18 protein-coding genes are annotated in these 21,412 nt (G+C 63.8%); 14 read left to right on the top strand and 4 right to left on the bottom strand.

The features are described from left to right. Window positions 1–184 precede the first annotated feature (184 nt). From FJW08_RS07395 to FJW08_RS07405, 3 genes are all read left to right on the top strand, one after another. Complete coding sequence (locus tag FJW08_RS07395; protein WP_140809955.1) at window positions 185–1,141, top strand: transcriptional regulator GcvA; 957 nt, start codon at window positions 185–187, stop codon at window positions 1,139–1,141. A 412-nt stretch (window positions 1,142–1,553) separates the two neighbouring features. Further along, complete coding sequence (locus FJW08_RS07400) at window positions 1,554–2,783, top strand: peptidoglycan-binding protein (protein WP_181182858.1); 1,230 nt, start codon at window positions 1,554–1,556, stop codon at window positions 2,781–2,783. A gap of 199 nt (window positions 2,784–2,982) precedes the next feature. Further along, window positions 2,983–4,641, top strand: coding sequence for an acyl-CoA synthetase (locus FJW08_RS07405; protein ID WP_140809957.1), 1,659 nt, complete (start codon window positions 2,983–2,985; stop codon window positions 4,639–4,641). Window positions 4,642–4,791: 150 nt separating this feature from the next. On the opposite strand, the gene FJW08_RS07410 is transcribed toward FJW08_RS07405, so the two are convergent. Further along, a complete protein-coding gene (locus FJW08_RS07410; RefSeq protein WP_140809958.1) occupies window positions 4,792–5,667 on the bottom strand; it encodes an alpha/beta hydrolase in 876 nt (291 codons plus the stop codon). Window positions 5,668–5,792: 125 nt separating this feature from the next. Between FJW08_RS07410 and FJW08_RS07415 the strand changes: the two genes are divergently transcribed. Together FJW08_RS07415 and FJW08_RS07420 are read left to right on the top strand one after the other, a co-directional pair. After that, complete coding sequence (locus FJW08_RS07415; protein ID WP_140809959.1) at window positions 5,793–6,365, top strand: CGNR zinc finger domain-containing protein; 573 nt, start codon at window positions 5,793–5,795, stop codon at window positions 6,363–6,365. Between the two features lie 242 nt (window positions 6,366–6,607). Continuing rightward, window positions 6,608–7,144 (top strand): hypothetical protein, encoded by a 537-nt coding sequence (locus FJW08_RS07420; protein WP_140809961.1) that lies wholly within the window; start codon window positions 6,608–6,610, stop codon window positions 7,142–7,144. A 196-nt stretch (window positions 7,145–7,340) separates the two neighbouring features. Here the strand turns inward: FJW08_RS07420 and FJW08_RS07425 are convergent, their stop codons facing one another. Continuing rightward, entirely contained in the window at window positions 7,341–8,231 is an 891-nt protein-coding gene (locus tag FJW08_RS07425) for a LysR family transcriptional regulator (RefSeq protein ID WP_140809962.1), read from the bottom strand. A 175-nt stretch (window positions 8,232–8,406) separates the two neighbouring features. Between FJW08_RS07425 and FJW08_RS07430 the strand changes: the two genes are divergently transcribed. Then, window positions 8,407–9,348: a DMT family transporter gene (locus FJW08_RS07430; protein WP_140809963.1), complete on the top strand. Its 942-nt coding sequence runs from the start codon at window positions 8,407–8,409 to the stop codon at window positions 9,346–9,348. Between the two features lie 48 nt (window positions 9,349–9,396). Next, window positions 9,397–10,119 (top strand): haloacid dehalogenase type II, encoded by a 723-nt coding sequence (locus FJW08_RS07435; protein WP_140809964.1) that lies wholly within the window; start codon window positions 9,397–9,399, stop codon window positions 10,117–10,119. A gap of 55 nt (window positions 10,120–10,174) precedes the next feature. Here the strand turns inward: FJW08_RS07435 and FJW08_RS07440 are convergent, their stop codons facing one another. After that, the gene (locus tag FJW08_RS07440; RefSeq protein WP_140810066.1) at window positions 10,175–12,184 is read right to left on the bottom strand and encodes an ABC transporter ATP-binding protein/permease; all 2,010 of its coding nucleotides are present in this window, start codon (window positions 12,182–12,184) and stop codon (window positions 10,175–10,177) included. A 173-nt stretch (window positions 12,185–12,357) separates the two neighbouring features. On the opposite strand from FJW08_RS07440, the gene FJW08_RS07445 reads away from it, so the two are divergent. From FJW08_RS07445 to FJW08_RS07475, 6 genes are all read left to right on the top strand, one after another. Beyond that, entirely contained in the window at window positions 12,358–13,236 is an 879-nt protein-coding gene (locus FJW08_RS07445) for a hypothetical protein (RefSeq protein ID WP_140809965.1), read from the top strand. 354 nt (window positions 13,237–13,590) lie between these two features. Then, window positions 13,591–15,480 (top strand): molecular chaperone HtpG, encoded by a 1,890-nt coding sequence (gene htpG, locus FJW08_RS07455; RefSeq protein WP_140809967.1) that lies wholly within the window; start codon window positions 13,591–13,593, stop codon window positions 15,478–15,480. Between the two features lie 219 nt (window positions 15,481–15,699). Further along, complete coding sequence (locus tag FJW08_RS07460; RefSeq protein ID WP_140809969.1) at window positions 15,700–16,578, top strand: ABC transporter permease; 879 nt, start codon at window positions 15,700–15,702, stop codon at window positions 16,576–16,578. 13 nt (window positions 16,579–16,591) lie between these two features. Further along, a complete protein-coding gene (locus FJW08_RS07465) occupies window positions 16,592–17,434 on the top strand; it encodes an ABC transporter permease (protein ID WP_140809970.1) in 843 nt (280 codons plus the stop codon). Next, complete coding sequence (locus FJW08_RS07470) at window positions 17,431–18,573, top strand: ABC transporter substrate-binding protein (protein ID WP_140809971.1); 1,143 nt, start codon at window positions 17,431–17,433, stop codon at window positions 18,571–18,573. Before FJW08_RS07465 ends, FJW08_RS07470 begins: the two co-directional genes overlap by 4 nt. Further along, window positions 18,566–19,729, top strand: coding sequence for an ABC transporter ATP-binding protein (locus FJW08_RS07475; protein ID WP_140809972.1), 1,164 nt, complete (start codon window positions 18,566–18,568; stop codon window positions 19,727–19,729). The genes FJW08_RS07470 and FJW08_RS07475 overlap by 8 nt, the downstream gene beginning before the upstream one ends. A 23-nt stretch (window positions 19,730–19,752) precedes the next feature. Here the strand turns inward: FJW08_RS07475 and FJW08_RS07480 are convergent, their stop codons facing one another. Then, window positions 19,753–20,733 (bottom strand): GlxA family transcriptional regulator, encoded by a 981-nt coding sequence (locus tag FJW08_RS07480; protein WP_140809973.1) that lies wholly within the window; start codon window positions 20,731–20,733, stop codon window positions 19,753–19,755. Between the two features lie 170 nt (window positions 20,734–20,903). On the opposite strand from FJW08_RS07480, the gene FJW08_RS07485 reads away from it, so the two are divergent. Continuing rightward, window positions 20,904–21,362, top strand: coding sequence for a hypothetical protein (locus FJW08_RS07485; protein WP_140759697.1), 459 nt, complete (start codon window positions 20,904–20,906; stop codon window positions 21,360–21,362). Window positions 21,363–21,412: the final 50 nt, after the last annotated feature.

Raw genomic sequence — 21,412 nt, forward strand, 5'->3', positions numbered from 1 at the left:
CTGCCGATGTCGCCCGAGCGGGGCGAGCATGACGATTGCTCACACTTGTCTGGTCAATTCAGCGCATCGATGAACCGAAAGCCCGGTATGGATGCTTGGTACGCCTGAATATTGGGCCGTTGTGGGCTGGACGACAAACGACTCTTTGTGCAGGATTTGTGAGCAACGCTCACAGATCGAACCCATGCCGCGCAGATTGCCGCCCCTCACCGCTTTGCCCGCCTTCGACGCGGCGGCCAGGCATCTGAGTTTCTCCAAGGCCGCGGAGGAGCTCAACGTCACCCATGGCGCCGTCAGCCGGGCCATCCGCAACATCGAGGACAGGCTGGGCATCCAGCTCTTCGATCGAGGCACACGCTCCGTGCGCCTCACCGCTGTCGGCGCGGCCTATGCGGCGGAGGTCGGCAAGGCGCTCGACCAGATCGCCGCCGCCACCATCGCCGCAACGCCCGACCGCTCGACGCGCATCCTCAACGTCAGCACATCGGATGGTTTCGCAGGCCGCTGGCTGGTGCCGAGGCTGCATCGCTTTCATCGCGCCAATCCCGACATCGACGTGCGGCTGGCGACCTCGGGCGTGCTGGCCGATTTCGTCAGCGACGGCATCGACATATCCATCCGCTACGGGCGCGGCGGCTATAGCGGAGTGACGGCGGAATTCCTCGCCGACGAGGAGGTCTTCCCTGTCTGCAGCCCGGAGCTCCTGCAAGGCGAGCATCCGTTGCGCCTACCCGAGGATTTGAGGCATCACAAGCTGATCCACGATGCCTTTCGCATCGACTGGGCGACATGGCTTGAACAGGCCGGCGTCGAAGGCATCGACCCCAAACGCGGCGTGCGCTTCGATTCCGCCACCTTCGCCGTCGAGGCCGCCGTACACGGCGAAGGCGTGCTGCTCGGCCGCAGCGCGCTGGTCTCGGCCGACCTCGCGGCCGGGCGGCTGGTCAGGCCCTTCGACCTCGCGCTGAAATCAGCGGCCAGCTACTACGTCGTCTATCCCGAAGGCGCGCTACGCCAGAAGAAGGTCAGGGCGTTCCGCGACTGGCTGTTCGCCGAGATCGCGACCGACTGGGCGGGCATGCCCAGGAGCGCCCCTGAACTCAAGCCGTTGACTCCGGCGGGTATGCGCAAGGGCGCTTGAGAGCACCTGAGCGCCTACGAAGTGAGACAGGTGGCGCGACCTCTCCCGCGCCTCCCGCCCGGTGCGTCCGACATATTCGGCATGGCCGCCGCCGGACCCGACATCGAGGCACTGCAAATGCAGCTGTCCTCATCACTATGAAGGGGGACGTGAGCCGGCCGCCGTGAGATGATGCCCGGCAAGGCAAACACGCCTTGCCCCTAAGACCAGGCCGCGAAAGGCGGACTTGGTCAGGCCTGGTCGCCATGAGCAGCTCGATGCTCCGGACGCTTGAATGGCATTTCCCGTTTGGCTGCGGCATCGCGGAACGCAGCCGTCGCCGTCACGCCCTGCCGAGAATGCTCGGAAACGGAAATCGGAGGCTGCGATGAAGCGCGTTACCCTCATGCTTGGCTGTCTTCTGCTTGGCCTGTTGGAGCCCACCAGCACTCGGGCAGCCGGCGCGATCTTCTTCGGCGACGATGAGTCCTATGGTTGGTGCTCCGGCTACACAAGCAAGGAAGCCGCGCGCAAATGCGCGCTTGGGCAGTGCAAGGACGCCGGCGGCGTCAATTGCCAGCTGGCCCTGGAATGCCAGGGCGGATGGGGGGCGATCGCCACCGGCGACAATGGCGGCTATGGCATGGCCTGTGAGACCTCCAACGAGGTCAACGCGCGCATTGAGGCCGGGCTGGTGTGCATGACCACGGTGAAAGGCTTGTGTCACACGCAAACCACCTTCTCCGAGCGCAATCAATCCATCAGCCAGGAGGACAATGCGCTGTTCGACCGCACGCTCTACGCGCAGGTCCTGCTGCTCAAGCTGGGCTACTATAAAGGCGGGATCGACGCCAATGCGGGATCGGACACACGGAGCGCGCTGAGGTCGTTTCAAACCCAGGCGGGGCTGCCGGTCACCGGCGAGCCCGACGAGAAAACCCTCGACCAGCTGACGGCCAAGTTCGGCGGCGCCGGCGCACTCGTGGCGGCCATTTTGGAGGGAAATCGCAATATCGATACATCGGACTGGCACACAAAGACCGCGGCGCCGCGCGCCGAGGTCGCGCAGGCATCGACATCGCAGAATATACCGACCTCCCCGCTCGAGGCCTTCGGCGTGAACGAAGAGGCCTTGAACGGGGCCCTTTCGGAAGGCGTCGGCAACATCAACCGCCAGACGAGCGATCGTTTCAGCTTCCAGGGCACTTTCAGCTGCGGCCGCCTGGCGGGCGACAGCAAGATCAGGTGCACGACGACGGTGGCCGATCCGGCCAGCCCGGAGGCGGATGTCGTCGATCTCTACCATGTCGATGGATCGGACGTATTCGCCCAGATGGAGGCGATGGCCGACAAGAAGGCGAGCGAGGAAGGCGGTGCCGATTACCTCGACAGGAGGTCACAGGTAACGTTCACGACCAACGGGGAAAAACGGCTGGTCGAATTCGGTTGCGTGCAGCACATCGGGGATCGGGTCTCGCACGGATTCTGCTATATCGAAGTCACGAAAAGCATCGGCGTGATGACGACCGTCGCACCGCCGTCGTCAAATCCCGGTCCGGGCGGCGTGACGACAACGGATGAAGGAACTGCCGAGATGCGCAGGGCATACGACCTGTTGGCAGGGATGTCGCTCGGCCTGCTCAGCGTTCCGCTGAAGAAGTAAGGGACGAGAGATCCGCTGCTACAAGGCTGCCCTAGCGGCAAGCAGCCGTTCCTGCCCTCAGCCTCCGCGCTTTCTGCCCGGCGCTCCCGACAAAGAGACAGGGGATGGGCATCGATCGTTGCCCATCGGCGCCATCTGATGCCATTGTCGCCGCGACGGCGCGCCATGGGGAGATGGCGCACCGCCAGGGAGGATTTTCATGACCACGACACAGACCGGCCTGCCGCGCTATGACGATGCCGTTGCGGGCTTTCGTATCGAGGATGAGGTTGCCAGACTGCAGGGCGACCCTGCGACCGGCATCAACGCCTATGTCGAATGCTGCGGCCGGCACACTGGCGCGAACCGCCTGGCGCTGCGCGCCATCTCGGCCGGCGGCCAACTCAGCGAATTCACCTTCGACGATCTCGACGACATGTCCGGCCGTGTCGGCAATCTGCTGAAGGAGCTAGGTGTCGGCCCAGGCGATGTCGTGGCCGGCATGCTGCCACGCATCCCCGAACTGGTGGCGCTGATCCTCGGCGCCTGGCGCATCGGCGCCGTCTACCAGCCGCTGTTCACCGCCTTCGGCCCGAAAGCCATTGAGCATCGGCTCGGCTACAGCGGCGCCAGGCTGGTGGTTACCAATCCGGCCAATCGCGGCAAGCTCGACGAGGTCGAAAACCCTCCGCGAATCGCCACCATCCTCAGTGCGGGCGAGGCCCTGCCCCCGGGCGACATCGATTTCCGCGCCGCCCTTGCCGCCGCCTCCCCCGACTGCGATGCGGTGATGCGCAAGGGCGAAGACCTGTTCATGATGATGTCGACCTCGGGCACCACCGGCCTGCCCAAGGGCGTGCCGGTGCCGCTCAGCGCGCTCATGGCCTTCGGCGCCTATATGCGCGACGCGATCGGCCTGCGCGCCGACGACGTCTTCTGGAACATCGCCGATCCGGGCTGGGCCTACGGCCTCTATTACGCCATCACGGGGCCCCTGCTGCTCGGTATCGCCACCACCTTCAACGAGGGCGCCTTCACCGCCAGGAGCACCTATGACGTCATCGAGCGGCTCGGCGTCACCAGCCTAGCCGGCTCGCCCACAGCCTTCCGCCTGCTGCTCGCCGAAGGTCCCGATGCCGCCGCGCGTGTAAAAGGCCGGCTGCGCGTGGTGAGCAGCGCCGGCGAGCCGCTCAACCCGGAAGTGATCCGCTGGTTCGAGGCCCATCTCGCCGCCCCCATCCATGACCACTACGGCCAGACCGAGAACGGCATGATGGTCAACAACCACCATGGCCTCGCGCATCCCGTGCGCGCGGGCTCCGCCGGCTTTGCCATGCCGGGCTACCGCATGGTGGTGCTGGACGAGGCCGGCAACGAGCTCGGCCCCAACCAGCCCGGTATCCTCGCCGTCGACATCGCCAATTCGCCGCTGCGCTGGTTCGCCGGCTACCACCGGGCCGAGACGCCGGCCATATCGGGCGGCTACTACCGCACCGGCGACACGGTGGAATACGAGCCCGACGGCTCGGTCTCCTTCATCGGCCGCGCCGACGACGTCATCACCTCATCCGGTTACCGCATCGGCCCCTTCGACGTCGAAAGCGCGCTGATCGAACACCCTGCGGTCACCGAGGCGGCGGTGGTCGGCGTACCTGACCCGCAGCGCACCGAGATCGTCAAGGCCTTCGTCATCTTGGCCCCCGCCTACCAAGGCAGCCCGGAGCTCGCCGAGGAACTGGCGCAACATGTCAAAAAACGCCTCTCAGCCCACGCCTATCCGCGCGAGATCGACTTCGTGACGGAGCTGCCGAAGACACCGAGCGGCAAGATCCAGCGGTTTCTGCTGCGCAAGGCCGAGGTGGAGAAGAGGAAGGGGTGAAGGGCTGGCGCGCGGGCGGGAAACGGTCAGAATAGCACATTTCCAAAGCGGGTCATTTTAAGCAGCGCTTCCGACACCTCGTATCCTGCGGCAAAGCAGAAGGCGAAATCGATGTCACAGTCGCAGCGGCCTCTATCGAGAGCACCATCCTCAGCTTGATTGCGCATTCAGAATGAACGCGCGCATCAGCGCCACGCACTCCTGGTGGTGAGTCTCGAGCAGCAGATGCGCCGCGTCGTAGATATGCATGTCTAGCCGGTCGAGCTCGCGGGCATAGGCGAGCACCTCGTCAATCTCAAAGTACGGGTCGTGCCGGCCCCAGAGCAGCAGGGCGGGCGGTTGGTGGTCGCGGTGATAGGCCGAGATCTCGGGAAAGCGGGCGACGTAGCGGCCATAGTCGGCGAAGATGCGAAACTGTATCTCGACGAGCCCCGGCCGGCTCATCCGCTCCCAGTCGAGATGCCAGCCTTCAGGCGCGAACTGCGGCTTGAGCCGATCCGGAATGTCGCCGACATAGGTGCGCCGCACGCCCTCGAAGTTCAGCCACTCGGGGAGTTTTGCGCGGTTCCCAGGGGTCGGATCGGCCCAGTAGGCCTTGTTCGGCTCCCAGTCCGGGCCAAGGCCCTCCTGATGAGCATTGCCGTTCTGGATGATAAGCCCCAGCACACGCTCGGGACGCGCCAGAGCCAGATAATAGGCGACCGGTGCTCCGAAATCGTGGCTATAGAGGAAGAACCGCTCCAGCCCGACCTGCCGCGTCAACGCGTCGATCGTCCGCGCGATAGCTTCGAACGTGTAGGGATAGTCGTCGGGCGCCTCCGTGAAACCGAACCCGGGCAGGTCAGGCGCAACAACCTGCGCCACTTGTGCCAACGGGCTGATGACGTAGCGGAAGTAGTACGACGAGCAGGGCTGGCCATGGAGAAGCAGCACGCCGGGCGCGTCACGCCGCCCAGCTTCGCGATAGAACAGCTTCACCCCATCCACCTCGACCGTGTGATGCTTGGCTTTCTCAACGTCCAGCATGCCGTATTCCTCCTGCTGTTTCCAATCGGCGATGAACCTGATAATTCAACTTATCCGGTTACGCATGTAACCGACCAACGCGCTTTTAAAGGTTACGTTCCCTGTCGAGCCATCATACGGCCTGGGTGCCGGAGCACTTCATAGGCGGCCACCCCGCCCTCGACCTTTCGAACGCCGTGTTTGATAGGCGCGACCCGCCGCCCCACAATGAACTCTTCACGTCCCCTTGGGACGTCGGGGCGTGGTTGCTCGCTGCCGGGCTGGCCGACGAGGGGGAAGCAGGAGCGGTCGCCGAAATACGGGATCGGCAGTTCCTCATCGACGTTCGTGAGATACGGGAATCGTCCTACGCGCTGTTTGAGGCGATCGCCTCGGACGTGGAAACGCCATTGCGGCCGCTTGGTCTTCTATTCACACGCGCCGCACGTGCGCTGGGAACCGAGCAAGTCGGATGCGATGGGACGCGGCTCGATCTCTCCTCCCATCAATGGGCCGACCCCGCCCTAGTGACCGCATTCCTTGCACATCTATCGATCGAGGCTTTTTTTACGCTGCCTCGCGCGAGGCTGCATGCATGCCCACGGTGTGGGTGGCTATTCGTGGACACCTCACGAGGCGGGAAGCGCCGCTGGTGCAGCATGCGGACTTGCGGGAATCGCGAGAAGATAGCCCGCCATCGGGGCCATCCGCCATCTTAACCGTCAAGACCGACAATGCGTTCCGGGCGCGATGGCGCGATTGGTGGCTGGGACGTCCGCTTTTCGAAACGACCAGGAACCACTCGACGGCTGGTACTGGACTCAAGCCGCACGAAGGCAATGGATTCCAGGAAACTTCCGAGACCGGAGAGAGTGCGGCATCATCATGATTGCGATCGGAAGGAACAATGCGGAAAGGGCCTCGTTGGTGGGGTGGCACGTTTGCTTGTAGATTGCTGCTGATGAAACTCGAGGACGAAGCCCGCCACAAGTCCGAAGATGTGGACAATGCCGTCCTCAAGGACTTCGTGCTTGCCTTGCAGCGGCGGGTCGAGGTGAACCACGACTTCGATATCCCTTATCTTGCCGGTTACAGCGAGGATGGGCGAACCGTCTATATCGACCGCCACTTACCGCGAACCATGGCGTCGAAAGGCCGGGCAGTAAGGCTTGCGCCCTTTTTGGTCACGCATGAGGTGGTCGAGAAATCGCTCTTGGATAAATTGCGACTTCACTATCTGCATGCCCACCAAATAGCGCTGCGGACGGAGCGAGATGCCGTCCTCGCAGCCCGTGTTTCATGGCAGGCTTACCAGGCCCTGATGAAGAGCAACGAGAAGCCCATCGACGAGGAGAAGGTGAAGGCCGTCCCTCACGACCTCGACCTGACGCCCTATCGAGATTTGAAAGATTTCCCAGTGCTGGATCGGTTGGTCAAAGCAGCCCAAGGATCGAAAGGGCAGAGATCGCAGCCGTCAGCGAAGAACCGCGCCAGATGATGAGTGGGCGAAAGTGGGCTGGACCTCCTTCGCTGTCAAGGCGTTGAGGCGCTACGCTCCCGTTCCGCCGACTGCTCGGATCAGCGATTGACACCGCGCGTGGCGTGAATACGGCGCAAAGCCAGCATTGATCGGCTCAAGAAGGGAAGAAGCGAGACTTTCTTGAATCCAGAACGCCCACGCCATCCCCTCCCCCTCACACCGCGATCTGCAGCGTCCCGTGGCGCCGCACCTCGGCCTCTATCTCCCTCACCAGCGTGTCCAGCGCGGGGTTGCGGGCGTTGCGGGCGCGGCGGATGACGTAGGCGAGGTCCGGGGGCTTGGGGAACTGCTTGTCGACTATCTCCATGCCGGGCTGCAGATGCCGCTGGCTGAGCAGCGCGACGCCGAGCCCGGAGGTCACGCCGGCGATGATGCCAGCGGCACTCGAACATTCGAACACGATCTCGAACACCGTTCCCTCGTCCTGGCCGAGATCTAGGCCCCAGCGGCGATAGAAGCAGTTGTCGTCGAAGGATAGGAACGGCACCGGGTCGCCTTTCACCAAGGTCAGTTCGGGCGACTTCACCCAATGCAGGCTCTCGCAGAAGAGCAGGATGTCGGTGGGCCGGACCTCGTGCTGGAACACCTGGATGATGGCCGCGTCGAGCGCCCCCTCGCCCAGCAGCTTCTGCAAGGCAAGGCTCATGCGCACTTGCGTGCGCACGCTCACCTCTGGGTAGAGCCGGCGAAACCGGCCAAGGATGCGCGAAAGATCCGTGCAGGTCGTGTCCTCGGTCATCCCAAGGGCGATTTTGCCTTGCAGCGTGCTTTTCGACAGGCTCAGGATCGCCTCGTCATGGATGCCCAGGATGCGCCTGGCATAGCCCAGCAGATCCTGCCCTGAACTGGTGAACATCGGCGCATTGGCCTTGCGGCTGAGGATTTCGCAGTCGAGACTCGCTTCCAGCCGCCTGATCTTGTGGCTGACGGCCGACTGCGACAGGCCCAGCACCTCGGCCGCGCGGGTGACGCCGCCATGTTTCTCGATCGTCACCATCGCTCGCAAGGCATCGACATCCAGGCGGCGGCTCATCACTCCAGCCATGACAATCCTCGTTCGAAACGAAAACAACGCTCCAGATCCTGGCCCGGAACCGGTCCCGGGCAAATGGATATGCCAGATTTCGTGGCTATTTCATGGATGCATCGAAATTTGTCATGTGCAAACGCCAGCGTGCCGCCATAAGTCCGCCCCGGCACCCATTCAACGCAGAGACCGCATGACGCTCCCGAAACATCAGCCCCTGCTCTGGCCGCTCATGGCGGCCGCGCTGGTTGTCAGCTGGAGTTCCGGCTTCGTCGGCATCCGCTACGCCAGCGAGAGCGCCGACGTCATGCTGGTGCTGTTCTGGCGAACCTTGATGTCGGGGCTGGTCCTTCTGCCCTTCGCGCTCATGATCGGGCCGCGCATCGGCGCACGTGCCTTGATGCAGCAGATGGCCTTCGGCGTGGCGATGATGTTCCTCTATCTCGGCGGCTTCGCGCTTGCCATCGGCCAGCGCGTGCCGACCGGCCTGGTCGCGCTGATCTCGGACCTCGTCCCTCTCGCCATCGCGGCGCTTTCGCAGCCCATACTGGGTCACCGGCTGACATCGAGGCAATGGACCGGAACGGCGCTCGGTGTGCTCGGTGTGCTGATCGTCTCGCTGAACAGCCTCAGCCTCGGAACGGCGCCGGCCTGGGCATATATTGTGACCATCGCCTCCATGATGGTCTTCGCCCTGGCGACCGTGCTGCAGAAGCGGATGGGGACAATCGACATGCCCATCCACCAGAGCCTTTGCATCCAATGCCTGACGGCGGCGATGCTTTTTGCCGCCTGCGCCGGCTGGAATGGCGGGCTGATGCCGCCCCTCGATGGCCGGTTCGAGTTCGGCATCGCGTGGCTGGTGCTGTTTTCGACCTTCTTCTGCTACGGCGTCTATTATGTGAGCCTGCGCCTCTACAGCGCCGCCCAGGTCAGCAGCGTGATCTATCTCAGCCCGCCGGTGACGATGCTGTGGGCCTGGCTGCTCTTCGGCGACCCGCTTTCATCGGCGATGGTCCTCGGCCTTGCGGTGACACTGTTCGGCGTCTGGCTGACATCCTCGCGCGGCACGGCATCGAAGGGCGAGGCAGGTCCGACCCCGGTCGGGCAGCCCGTCGGGCAACCGGCCGATTGATCGTGATCCCGCACCAAAACAACCATCCAACCCAAGGGAGTGAACCCCATGAAGCTGACTGATTTCAAGGCCCTCACCTTCGACTGCTACGGCACCCTCATAGATTGGGAATCCGGCATGATCGACGCCCTGAAGCCGCTGACCGGGCGGGTTGGCCGCGGTCTGAGCCGCGACGACATCCTGCAGGCGCATGCAAGGCATGAATCCAGCCAGCAGAACTGGACGCCCCAAAAACGCTACTGCGATCTTCTCGCCGTCGTCTACAAGCGGCTCGCCGAGGAATGGGGCGTCGTGGCCACGCCGGAGGAATGCATCGCCTATGGCCAAAGCGTGAAGGACTGGCCGGCCTTTGCCGACACACCCGCCGCCCTGCAATACCTCAAGCAGCACTACAGGCTGGTCATTCTCTCCAACGTCGACAATACGAGCTTCTCCTTCAGCAACAGGAAACTCGGCGTCGATTTCGATGCGATCTACACGGCGGAGGACATCGGCTCCTACAAGCCGTCGCCTCGGAATTTCGACTATATGCTCGAAAAGCTGGCGACGCTCGGGATTGGCGACAAGCAAGTCCTGCACACGGCCGAAAGCCTGTTCCACGATCACACCGTCGCCAACCGGCTGGGCCTCGCATCATGCTGGATCCACCGCCGGCACGCCGATCAGGGTTTTGGCGCCACGATGCATCCCGGCGACATGCCGAAAGTGAACTTCCGCTTCGACAGCATGGCCGACCTCGCGAAGGCACATAGGGAGGAATTGCGCGCCTGACGGAAGAGCCGCCGGGCCATCCCTCGCGCTGAAATCAGAACTCACCGGACGGCCGTCAAGTCTTCTTACGGGCGGCGCCGCGCTTTTCCGCCCGCCCACCGGAACCCCACAAGGCGCGGCTGAGCAAGCCCCTGCGTTTGCGCGGGACAAGATCGATATCGCTGACGAGCTTGGCGCCGCCCCTGCGCCGCTCGAGCGTGATCTTGCGGCTGTGGAACGCCTCCAGCTCGGCCCGGTGCGCCACGCTCAAGATGGTCACATTGGGCAGTTCTTGGATGATGGTCTCCATCATCCTGTCCTGGCTCTTCTCGTCGAGTGCCGCCGTTGCCTCATCCAGCACGACGATATCGGGCGCGTGCAGGAGGAGCCGCGCGAAGGCCAGCCGCTGCTTCTCGCCGCCCGACAGGGTCTGGTCCCATGGCGCCTCTTCGTCGATCCGGTCGCCGAGATAACCGAGCCCCACCTTGTCGAGGGCGGCCCTGATCTGTGGAACCGTCCAGTCGTCGGCAGCACCTGGATAGGCGGCCGCCCGGCGCAGCGTGCCCGAGGGAATGTAGGGACGCTGCGGCAGCATGAACAAGCGCTTGCCGGGGTGGAAATCGACGCTGCCGCCACCCCACGGCCACAGCCCCGCTATCGCCCGCACCAGCGTGCTCTTGCCCGTACCGGATTCGCCGGCCACCAGCAGCCGTTCGCCCGGTTGGATCACGACCTCGGTTTCCTTGACCACGGCGGTGCCGTCATCGAGCGACACGGAGAGATTGTTCAGGCTGAGCATCGTATCGTCCTTGGTCTCGCCATGACTGATGCGTCCGAGCGCGTCGCTTTCTTCCGCGCGCTCGAGCCCGTCGAGCGACATCATCAGCGAGGCGATGCGCCGTGCCGAGGCGTTCCAGTCGGCGAGACGCGGGTAGTTGTCGACCAGCCATCCGAACGCGCCCTGCACTATGGCAAAGGCCGATGCCGCCTGCATGACCTGCCCAAGCGACATCGAGCCATCGAGGAATTTTGGCGCGCTCAAAAGTACCGGCACCACGGGCGCGAACAGGCTCGACCCCTGGGAGACCAGCGCCGTGCGCATGTGCTGGCCAGCAAGCATCGCCCACCGCTTCAGCACGCCGGCGAAGGTCCTGTCGATGCCGCTGCGCTCCTCCTCCTCGCCGCCGAGCAAGGCAATGCTCTCGCCGTTTTCGCGCACGCGCGTCAGCGTGTAGCGAAATTCCGCTTCCACCTGGTTCTTCTGTTCGGAGAGTTCGACGAAATGCCGGCCGATGACCACCATCGAGGTGGAAGTGATGGCCGCATAGATGACCGCGGTGATGACGAGGAAGCCTGGAATGGTGATATTCGCCCCGCCGATCGGCAGCGTCAGCGCGCCGCCGATCGTCCACAGCACGACGATGAAGGTCGAGGCCGCCAGGAAGGCGTTGAGGACGCCGGAGACGAAATCCACGGGCGATTCGGTGGCGATCCGCAGATCCTCGGATATACGGGCCTCCGGGTTCTGGTGATCGCCGCGGACGAGATTGAGCTGGTAGTAGCGGCCGTTGGTGAGCCAGCGGCCGATGACCGATGTGGTGAGCCAGGAGCGCCAGCGACGCTGGATCGTCATGCGCAGATAGACCTGCGCGACGACGAGGCTGACGCTTCCAAGCACCAGCGGTACGAACACGGCGCTCAGGAAATAGACGGTCGGCGCATTGCGCTGTTCGATGGCGTCGAAGATCGCGCGGTTCCAGACATTGATGCCGTATTGGAAGCCGACATTGACGCAGATCAGGATCAGGAGCCCGATCGTGCACGGCCAGGCGAGCTTGTCGCCGCGCCGGCTCCAGTAGCCGCGCGCGCTGATCCAGAAACGCTTCAGCAGGTATTTCTTGCGCGCCTGCTCGGCCTGTTCGGGGCTCAGCTGCGGATCGGGTTCCGCCGCCGCTGGCGGCGGCGGCGCCTCGCCCACGACTTCGGATGCGACCTCGACATCGGGTGCCTTCTCCCGGCGGGGCTTCCTGGCACCGTTTGGCTTGGCGCCGCCGGCCGGCTTCGGTTTGGGTTTGATGTCTGTCACGAGGGCCATAACGGCGTGGAAATCGGAAGGTTTCATCGTCCTTCGCCATAGGACGCCTCCGGCCGTGCGAAGGCTATCCTGGTGCCCCGATATCTGCCACGCCGCGCCAGACCTCACCGCCGCACAATCGCCACCAAGCCACGCGAAGAGCTTGTAAAAACGGAGGTTCCACGATGCGTCTGGTCTGGACTTTGGTGTTCGCGCTGGCGAGCGGTGCGGCCTATGCCACTTCGCCGGAGGACGACTACATCGCCGCCCGCGACAATGCGATATCGGCCATCGCCGCGATGGAAAGCGCGAATGCCCCTGTCGAAACGCTCGATGCGGCCAATGAGAAGGCCCGCGCCGATCTCGAACAGCGCCTTTCCGCGCTTCTCGGGCCTTTCACGGTCCAGGGTTTTCCGGCGGCCGGCACGATCAACATCGAAAGCCTCAGTTCCTCCGATGTCGGCTTCGGCATGCTGGACGGACTTCGCCACGGCACCGAGGACGGCCCCAGCATCGTGGTATCGACGCGCGGGCTGGTCGAGCGCTGGCTGCGGTCACGCGCCGCCGAGACGGACGCCGATCTCAAACTGCCCACCGACTTCGACGCGGCGCTGAAACTCGATGCCTTCTACACCCAGGCCATCGGCAGCGATGCCGCGTTCACCGGCACGCTCGACTTCACCGTGAAGAAGCCTGACGGCGCCGACATGGCGATCGCCCGCCTCGGCGGCTGGGCACAGGATGTCGGGCCGAACTACGACCAGGAGGTCGTCGTCACGGTCGTCAAGGGCAACAGCGTCATGATCGCCGAGGCGCCCGCGACCGTCCCGAAAATCGCGGCCTGCGACGCGGTCTGGACCGCCGCCGATGCCGCCGCCCAGAAATTGATCAAGCAAACCACCGGCGACAGCGATGAGAATACATCCGATGCCGCCGACGCCGCCTGGGCAAAAGGCGACAGCGACTTCCGCGCCTGCATGGGCAAGAACCTGCCCGACAACCCCGTCTTCCCCGCACTGCTCGCCCAGGCACAGACGCTTGCCGACCACATGGCGGGGAAGTAGGGCGCGGAAGCTGCCAATCTCCCCCCCAGTGGGGGAGATGCCCGGCAGGGCAGAGGGGGGCGCGAAGGATCTCGGCTTACCAAAAAACCTGGGAGCAGCACGGGGTCGGCTGAGATGTCGGCGGGACAGCGCCCCCCTCTGGCCTGCCGGCCATCTCCCCCACAAGTGGGGAGATTGGAAACTTCGGCGCCGACGCCGATTCTTGCCCCCCTTGTCACCCCCGCACCCCATTACGATATTGTCGGCGCGCTGGCCTTGCTGAACGCGGTTGCCAGCACGGTTGAAAATGGTTGAAAGGAAGTCCCGGACGCGCCATGGCGCGACGGGCGGATGAACAGCGTGGGAAACTCGGCAATGACGACAGACACAAAAGCGACGGAAACCAAGGCATTCGAGGCGGATGTTTCGCGGCTGCTGCATATGATGGTGCACTCGGTCTATTCCGATAAGGACGTCTTCCTGCGCGAATTGATCTCCAACGCCGCCGACGCCTGCGAAAAGCTGCGCTTCGAGGCCGTCAGCCATCCGGAGTTGCTGGCCGACGATCCGAAGCCGCGCATCTCGATTTCAGCCGATCCCGACAGCAAGCTGATCACCGTCGAGGACAACGGCATCGGCATGAGCCGCGACGACATGACGGAGGCGCTGGGCACGATCGCGCGCTCGGGAACGCGCGCTTTCATCGAGCGCGTTGGCTCCGGCAATGCCAGCGAAGACACGCAGCTCATCGGCCAGTTCGGCGTCGGCTTCTACTCCGCTTTCATGGTGGCGACCCGCGTCGACGTCATCAGCCGCCTGGCGGGAAGCAATGAGGCCTGGCGCTGGTCGTCCGACGGCAAGGGTTCCTACGAGATCGCGCCCGCCCCGCTCGAAGCAGCACCCAGGCGCGGCACCCGCGTCGTGCTGCATCTGATGGACGACGCGGTGTCCTACACCGGATCCTACCGGCTCGAGCAACTGGCCAAGTCGCAGTCGGGCCATGTGCCGGTGCCGATCACGTTCATCGAGAAACCCGGCGCCGAAGCGCGCGACATTGCCGACGGCACAGCCCTTTGGATCAGGCCGAAGAGCGAGATCAAGCCCGAGGAATACACGGATTTCTACCGCAGTGTCGCCGGCCAGTATGACGAGCCGGCCGCCACGATCCATTTCCGCGCCGAGGGCCGGCAGGAATACAGCGTGCTCGCCTTCGTGCCAAGCTCGCGTCCCTTCGATCTCTTCGACCAGGACCGCAAGGGCCGCATCAAGCTCTATGTGCGCCGCGTCTTCATCACCGACGATGCCGATCTGTTGCCGCGTTACCTGCGCTTCATGCGCGGGCTGGTCGATTCCGCCGACCTGCCGCTCAACGTCTCGCGCGAGATGATCCAGGAAAGCCCGCTGCTGGCCGCGATCCGCAAGGGCCTGACCAACCGCGTGCTCGGCGATCTCTCAAAGCTCGCGGAGAACGAGGCCGAGACCTATGCCAAAATCTGGGAAAATTTCGGCGTCGTCCTCAAGGAAGGGCTCTACGAGGATCATGAACGCCGCGAGCAGTTGCTGAAGCTTGCCCGCTTCCGTTCGACCGCCTCGGGCGAAAATTGGCGCGGCCTTGCCGACTATGTCTCGGCGATGAAGGAAGGCCAGAAGGCGATCTTCTTCATGGCCGGCGACGACCGCGCGCGGCTCGAAGCCTCGCCGCAGCTCGAAGGTTTTCGGGCACGCGGCATAGAAGTGCTGCTGCTCACCGACCCCGTCGACAGCTTCTGGACGTCGATGGCGCCGGAATTCGACGGCAAGCCGTTCAAGTCGGTTACGCAAGGGGTGGCCGAACTCTCCGAGATTCCCTTGCTCGATGATGCCAAGAAGCCGGACGCGGCGACGCCCGAAGTCGATGGCTTCCTGGCCTTCGTCAAAGCGGCGCTTGGCGACGCCGTGTCGGATGTGAAGCCTTCCGACCGCCTGACCGAAAGCGCGGTCTGCCTGGTCGCGCCCGAGCACGGTCCCGACCGCCAGTTCGAGCGGCTGCTCAACGCCGCCGGCCGCCTCGACAAGACGGCCAAACCGATCCTCGAAATCAACCCCCGCCACGAGCGCGTGCTCGCGCTCGCCGGCCTCGGCGACGACGAGAAGGCCTTCAAGGACGATGCCGCCCACCTTCTCTACGACGAGGCGCGCGTGCTCGACGGCGACAAGCCCGCGGATGCCAGGGCGTTTTCCGAGCGCCTTGCCCGGCTGATCGCGCGGGGTATCTCGAAGGGCTGAGGAGCGCCGGCCAGCCCTCGTCGACAGGTTTGTCGATCGGGTCACGAGGCGGCGCTACGCAGCGACGCCGCCTTCAAGAATTCGACGTCTGTCGCAGCCGGCGACGAGCTGAAGTCCACTGGCTCAATCGCCTGGTGTAGACATCGCGCCTGCAATCACCCAATCTTGGCCTCGGGAACAAAACAGCGCTTCAAAGAAAGCGCGGACGTCCGGGTGCTCATGAAACGACGATGGACATTGTATGATCCACGGCTGGCCTGGATGCTCGTCGCGCCGGTGCTCCTGCTGCTGATCTTCTTCCTGGTGCTGCCGATCGCCGTGATGGCCGGCTATACCTTCTTCACCTTCGTCACCGCCGGCGTGGAAACGAGCGCGCTGACGACGGCGAACTGGCACGAATTCCTCACCGACAGCTATTATCACGGCTTCCTCCTGAAGACGCTGAGGGTCGGGGCCATGACGGCGCTGCTGTGCGGAGTGCTCGGCTATTTTCCCGCCTATTTCATCTGGGCCACGACCTTCAAGCACAAATGGCTGCTGCTGCTTTTGCTGATCGTGCCGTTCTGGATCAGCTTCACCATCCGCACCTTTTCCTGGATCAACATTCTGGGCGAACAGGGCGTCATCAACGTCGCGCTGCTCAAAATGGGCATCATCCATGAGCCGCTGCAGATGCTCTACAATGAAGGCGCGGTCATCCTGGGGATGCTGCACTTCCTGCTGCCCTACATGATCCTCAACGTCTATGTCAGCCTGGAGAGCATTGATCGCACGTTGATTTCGGCGGCTCGCTCAATGGGCTGCACGAGCGCGCAGGCGTTCCGCGAGGTCACGCTTCCGCTGTCGCTGCCCGGCGTGGCGGCGGGCCTGCTGCTCTGCTTCGTGCTGGCCGCCGGCAGCTATGTGACGCCGCAGCTTCTCGGCTCGGGCCGCGACGCGCTGTTCGGCAACCTGATCTACGACACCATCATGGGCGAGCTGAACTGGCCGATGGGCGCCACGCTTTCGATCGTGCTGTTCGTCGTGCTCGGCTTCTTCGCCGCCGTCTACACGCGCTACATGGGCATGTCGCAGATCGTCAAGGGGCTTGGCGGATGAAGGGATTGGGAGGGTGAGAGAAACACGGCGCAAGCAGGAAGGCAGATGGGCCTGGCGGCTGACCGGCTTCGTCACGGTCTGCGTCTACATCTTCATGTTCGCGCCGATCGTGGCGACGGTGATCCTGTCGTTCAACGCCTCGATGTTCGGCGGCTTCCCGATGACCGGCTTCAGCCTGCAATGGTACGGAAAGCTGATGGCCAACGAGGCGGTGCTGGCCGCCTTCCGCACGTCCTTGTGGATTGCGTTGGTCACCGCCATCGTCACCACCGCGATCGGCGTCACCACGGCATTTGCCTTGGTCCGCTTCGATTTTCGCGGCAAGCAGGCGCTGAGCACGCTGGTGATCCTGCCGGCACTCGTGCCCGAGACAATCCTCGGCGTCGGCTTGCTGGTGCTGATCAAGGCTGTCGACCAGCCGCGAACCATGCTTCTGCTGGTGCTCGGCCATATCCTGCTTGCCGTGCCCTATGTGGTGCTGATCGCCCAGGCGCGCATGATCGGCATCCGGCGCGTCTATGAGGAGGCGGCACTGTCGCTTGGCGCCTCGCGCTTCTCGTCCTTCCGCGAGATCACGCTGCCGCTGCTCATCCCGGCAGTGGTGGGCGGCGCCCTGCTCGCCTTCACCATCTCCTTCGACAACACCTCGGCCAGCCTGTTCTGGCGGCCGGCCGGCGTCGAGACCATGCCCACCCAGATCCTTTCGATGCTCAAGATCTCGATCAGCCCGGAAATCAACGCGCTCGGCACCGTGATGATCCTGGTGACCGTCGGCATCCCGCTCATCGGCGGCCTGATCCTGCAAAGCCTGACAAAACTGAGAAGACGTGGCGAACCAAAGGAGGAAACACAATGAAAATCACCACCACCAAGCGGCTGGAACGGCTGCACGATCGATATGCCAATGGCGACCTGAGCCGCCGCACTTTCCTGACGCTGACCGCGGCCGCGGCGGCATCGGCGGGCCTTTCCATGCCGTGGATGGGCCGGGCGCTCGCCGCGGTCCAGGAGGTTCGCTTCGACGGCTGGGGCGGCACGGTGCAGGACGCGATCGACAAGTTCGCCTTCCAGCCCTACACGGCCAAGACCAAGATCAAGGTGGTCCAGGGCACGTTCGGCGACGAGGACGAGATCATCACCAAGATCAAGACCGCCAAGCCCGGCGACTACCAGGTCATCCATTCTTCCGGCGTCAACTACTACATCAAATATGTGAATGGCGGCCTGACCTCGGAGATCAACGAGGCCAACATTCCAAATATGGCCAATGTGCTGCAGCCGATGATCGAGCCGTTCCGCAAGCTGACGCCAAAGCTTTCGGCCGTGCCCTACGACTACGGAACGACGGGCATCGCCTACAACACCAAGGTGATCTCGCCGGAGGAAGCCAAGGAAAAGGGCGCCGGGCTCCTGCTCGACAAGAAATATGCCGGCAAGGTCGGCGGCTATTCCGACATGACGACGCGCGTCTGGTACGCGGCGCTCGCCACCGGGCAGGACCCCAACAACCTCAAGGACATGGACGCCATCTGGGCCAAGGTGCGCGAGACGCGCGACCTCGCCAAGAAGTTCTGGAGCTCCGGCGCGGAACTGATGGACCTGCTTTCCAAGGGCGAGATCGTGGTGACCGACGCGTGGTCGGGACGCGTCGCCGCGCTGCAGGACCAGGGCCATCCGATCGGCTATCTCGATCCGGCCGGCTCCTATGCCTGGATGGAGGATATGCTGATCCTGAAGGGCTCGCCCATGGCCGAGTGCGAAGAGCTGATCAACTTCATGCTCGACCCGGCGACCTCGATCGCGGTGGCCGAGGGCCAGAGCTATCCCCCGTCGCTCGACCCGAACAAGGTCAAGCTGACCGAGAAGATCGAGAAGCTGCCGGCATTCGACAAGACCGGCACCATGAAGTCGCTGACCTTCGCCGATCCGACCTACTGGGCGACCAACGAGGACGCCTGGACCAAGCAGTGGAACAGGATCTCCAAAGGTGCCTGAAAGCCAAGGCACGACACTCCATCCCCGGCCTGTCCTGGCCGGGGTAGCCGGCGCGAGCGCGGCCGCCGAGGCAAACAGCCCGGCGGTCGAGTTCCGCGACATCGACATCGCCTATGGCAAGTTCGTCGCGGTGCGCGATTTCTCGCTCTCGATCCGCAAGGGCAGCTTCGTCACCCTGCTCGGGCCCTCGGGCTGCGGCAAGACCACGATCCTGCGCTCCATCGCCGGCCTGGTCGATATTTCGGGCGGCCAGATCATGATCGACGGGCGGCGTGTCGACGACGTCCCGATCTACAAGCGCAACATCGGGCTGGTCTTTCAGAGCTACGCGCTGTTCCCGCACAAGAACGTGTTCGACAACGTCGCCTTCGGCCTGAAGTACCGCAACGTGCCGAAGCCCGAGATCGCGCGCAAGGTCGGCAAGGCGCTCGAAATGGTGCGGCTGCCGGGCAGCGAGAAGAAGCTGCCGTCGCAACTGTCGGGCGGGCAGCAGCAGCGCATCGCGCTTGCCCGCGCCATCGTCTTCGAGCCGCAGGTGCTGCTGCTGGACGAACCGCTATCGGCGCTGGACGCCAACATGCGCGAGGAGATGCGCGTCGAGATCAAGAAGATCCAGAAGGAAACCGGCATCACCGCCATCTTCGTCACGCACGACCAGGAAGAAGCGCTCTCCATGTCGGATCGCATCGTGGTGATGAACGCGGGCGCCGTGGAGCAGATCGGTACTCCGGAGGAGGTCTATGAGAGGCCGGCCACGGCCTTCGTCGCCGACTTCCTTGGCAAGGCCAACATGCTTGCCGGGACCGTGAGCAGGTCCGGCCAAGGGACGGCAGCGGTGGTGCTTGGCACCGGTCAGACGATCAACGTGACCTGTCCAAGGCCGCTCGGCGACGGCAGCAAGGTCACTGTCGTGGTGCGGCCGCAGAAATTTTCGGTCGGTGCCGGAGCGAGCGCCAACCGGCTCACTGGCCGCGTCGTCTCGGCCTCGTATCTGGGCGGCAGCGCAATCTACGAGATCGACATCGGCGGCAGGACCAACCTCCGCGCCAACGCGCCGATCACCGGCCGCGTCCTTCGCGAAGGCGAAACGGCCGACCTCGGATTCGATGCCGAGGGCTGCGTTCTGCTCGACGAGGGCGGGCAGCGGATTTCATAGGCGCCGCACTCACGTCGCGAACTTCATTGTATCGCCGCATCGCCTGGCATGCGGTTTGGATGCCTGAGATGGGTCGGCGTGATGCCGATCTGCTGGCGGAACACGCGGCTGAAATGACCGGCATTGGTAAAGCCGCAGCGGTAGGCGATTTCGCCGATCTGCAGGTCGCTGCCTTCGAGCAGCGACTTCGCATGATGCACTCGTAACGCGAGATACGCCGCCATCGGGCCGATGCCGAGTTCCAGCCCGAAGAGCCGTTCGAGCTGGCGCCGCGAGCAGTTCAGGCGGCTCGCGATCTCGGCGACCGACAGTGTCTCCTGGAGGTTGCTCTCCATCAACAGCAAAGCGCGCTTCACCGCCCGGCTCGACGCCTCCGGAAACAGGTCGCCAACGGGCTGCACGTCCCTGCTGCTTCTGATGCGGTCGAGCACCAGGATCTTGGCGGCCTTTTCCGCCGCCTTCTGGCCGATGAACTGGGACACGAAATGGCCCGCGAGGTCGGCGGCACCCGTGCCGCCCGCGCATGTCGAGCGGCCCCGGTCGACGGAAAACAGGCTGTCGGCGTGAGCGTTGACCTCCGGGAACCGGCTGCGGAAGTCCTTGATGTGGAACCAGCTGACGGCGGCGCTGTAGCCGTCGAGCAGGCCGTAGCGCGCCAGCACGAAGCTTCCCGTGCAGAGCGCCGTCAGCGGCACCCCCTTCCCAGCTGCCCGCAACAGGAAGGCCTCCTTTTCGGAACTCAGGCTGCGGTTGGTGTCGAGCAGGCCGCCGACCACGACGACATTGTCGAAATCCTCGGGATTGCCGATGCCCCCGGTCGGCAGCAATTCGACGCCGCAACTTGCCCGGATCGGCAGACCGCGTTCGCCGACGATCTGCCAGTCGAACTCTATCCTGCGGCTGCGGTCGCCCTCATCGCCCGCCAGCCGCAGCGTGTCGATGAACAGCGACAGCGGCGACAGGGTGAAGTCGCGAACGAGGAGAAACGCAAATCGCCTGGCCATTGTTGTCCGGAACCGCCTTGTCTCAAGCTTATTCAGCCAGCACATTATCCTGGAACAGCGGACGATGTGTTTGCCAAAAGCGGCACCGGACTCGCTAAGGCTGGGTAGCGCCATCTGGACACCAAAGCCTAGGATGTCGCATCCTCTTCTTGGGACAAGGGGAGACTGCAATGGCCAGCAAAGTCAGGGCTATCCCAGCTTACACTGCCAAGGATTATCCTCATATCCGCCAGCTTTCCGGAGCCGATGATATGCCGGCGACTTGGGAAGAGTGGCATGCGGCTTTCGAAGCTGCCAAGACGGAGAGGCTCCGCCGGCGCGAATTTACCCACGCCAAAGTCCTCATCAGACCTGGAAAATTCAAAGGGTGGCTTGATGACAACTCACTTTCGGCTTTGGAGCATACGAGACAGCTCTACGCTCAGGAGCTCCTGGATACGAAACTGGCGAGACGGGAAGCGGACCGCGAGATGGAGCGAATGTTAATCGTTTCGCAACGACAATTGCTATTCTATCGGCCGCGACGCGTAGCGTACCACGACCCCGTCACCAAAAGCTCATTCGGTCTGATCCATGCGGTCATAGCCGGCTTATATCTCGCCTGGATGGCACATCATTGGCTTGGTTGAACCCGCGTGCCATCTCTCATAAAGCGCGGGCTAAGTTTGCAGATTTCAAA

Source organism: Mesorhizobium sp. B3-2-1, from assembly GCF_006439515.1.
Lineage (GTDB): Bacteria > Pseudomonadota > Alphaproteobacteria > Rhizobiales > Rhizobiaceae > Mesorhizobium.

What these genes read in the sequence shown, in the direction of transcription:
- FJW08_RS07395 (WP_140809955.1), top strand. Translation starts at nt 185, where the DNA reads ATGCCGCGCAGATTGCCGCCCCTCACCGCTTTGCCCGCCTTCGACGCG.
- FJW08_RS07405 (WP_140809957.1), top strand. Translation starts at nt 2,983, where the DNA reads ATGACCACGACACAGACCGGCCTGCCGCGCTATGACGATGCCGTTGCG.
- FJW08_RS07410 (WP_140809958.1), bottom strand. Translation starts at nt 5,667, where the DNA reads ATGCTGGACGTTGAGAAAGCCAAGCATCACACGGTCGAGGTGGATGGG.
- FJW08_RS07420 (WP_140809961.1), top strand. Translation starts at nt 6,608, where the DNA reads ATGAAACTCGAGGACGAAGCCCGCCACAAGTCCGAAGATGTGGACAAT.
- FJW08_RS07425 (WP_140809962.1), bottom strand. Translation starts at nt 8,231, where the DNA reads ATGGCTGGAGTGATGAGCCGCCGCCTGGATGTCGATGCCTTGCGAGCG.
- FJW08_RS07430 (WP_140809963.1), top strand. Translation starts at nt 8,407, where the DNA reads ATGACGCTCCCGAAACATCAGCCCCTGCTCTGGCCGCTCATGGCGGCC.
- FJW08_RS07435 (WP_140809964.1), top strand. Translation starts at nt 9,397, where the DNA reads ATGAAGCTGACTGATTTCAAGGCCCTCACCTTCGACTGCTACGGCACC.
- FJW08_RS07445 (WP_140809965.1), top strand. Translation starts at nt 12,358, where the DNA reads ATGCGTCTGGTCTGGACTTTGGTGTTCGCGCTGGCGAGCGGTGCGGCC.
- htpG (WP_140809967.1), top strand. Translation starts at nt 13,591, where the DNA reads ATGACGACAGACACAAAAGCGACGGAAACCAAGGCATTCGAGGCGGAT.
- FJW08_RS07460 (WP_140809969.1), top strand. Translation starts at nt 15,700, where the DNA reads ATGAAACGACGATGGACATTGTATGATCCACGGCTGGCCTGGATGCTC.
- FJW08_RS07470 (WP_140809971.1), top strand. Translation starts at nt 17,431, where the DNA reads ATGAAAATCACCACCACCAAGCGGCTGGAACGGCTGCACGATCGATAT.
- FJW08_RS07480 (WP_140809973.1), bottom strand. Translation starts at nt 20,733, where the DNA reads ATGGCCAGGCGATTTGCGTTTCTCCTCGTTCGCGACTTCACCCTGTCG.
- FJW08_RS07485 (WP_140759697.1), top strand. Translation starts at nt 20,904, where the DNA reads ATGGCCAGCAAAGTCAGGGCTATCCCAGCTTACACTGCCAAGGATTAT.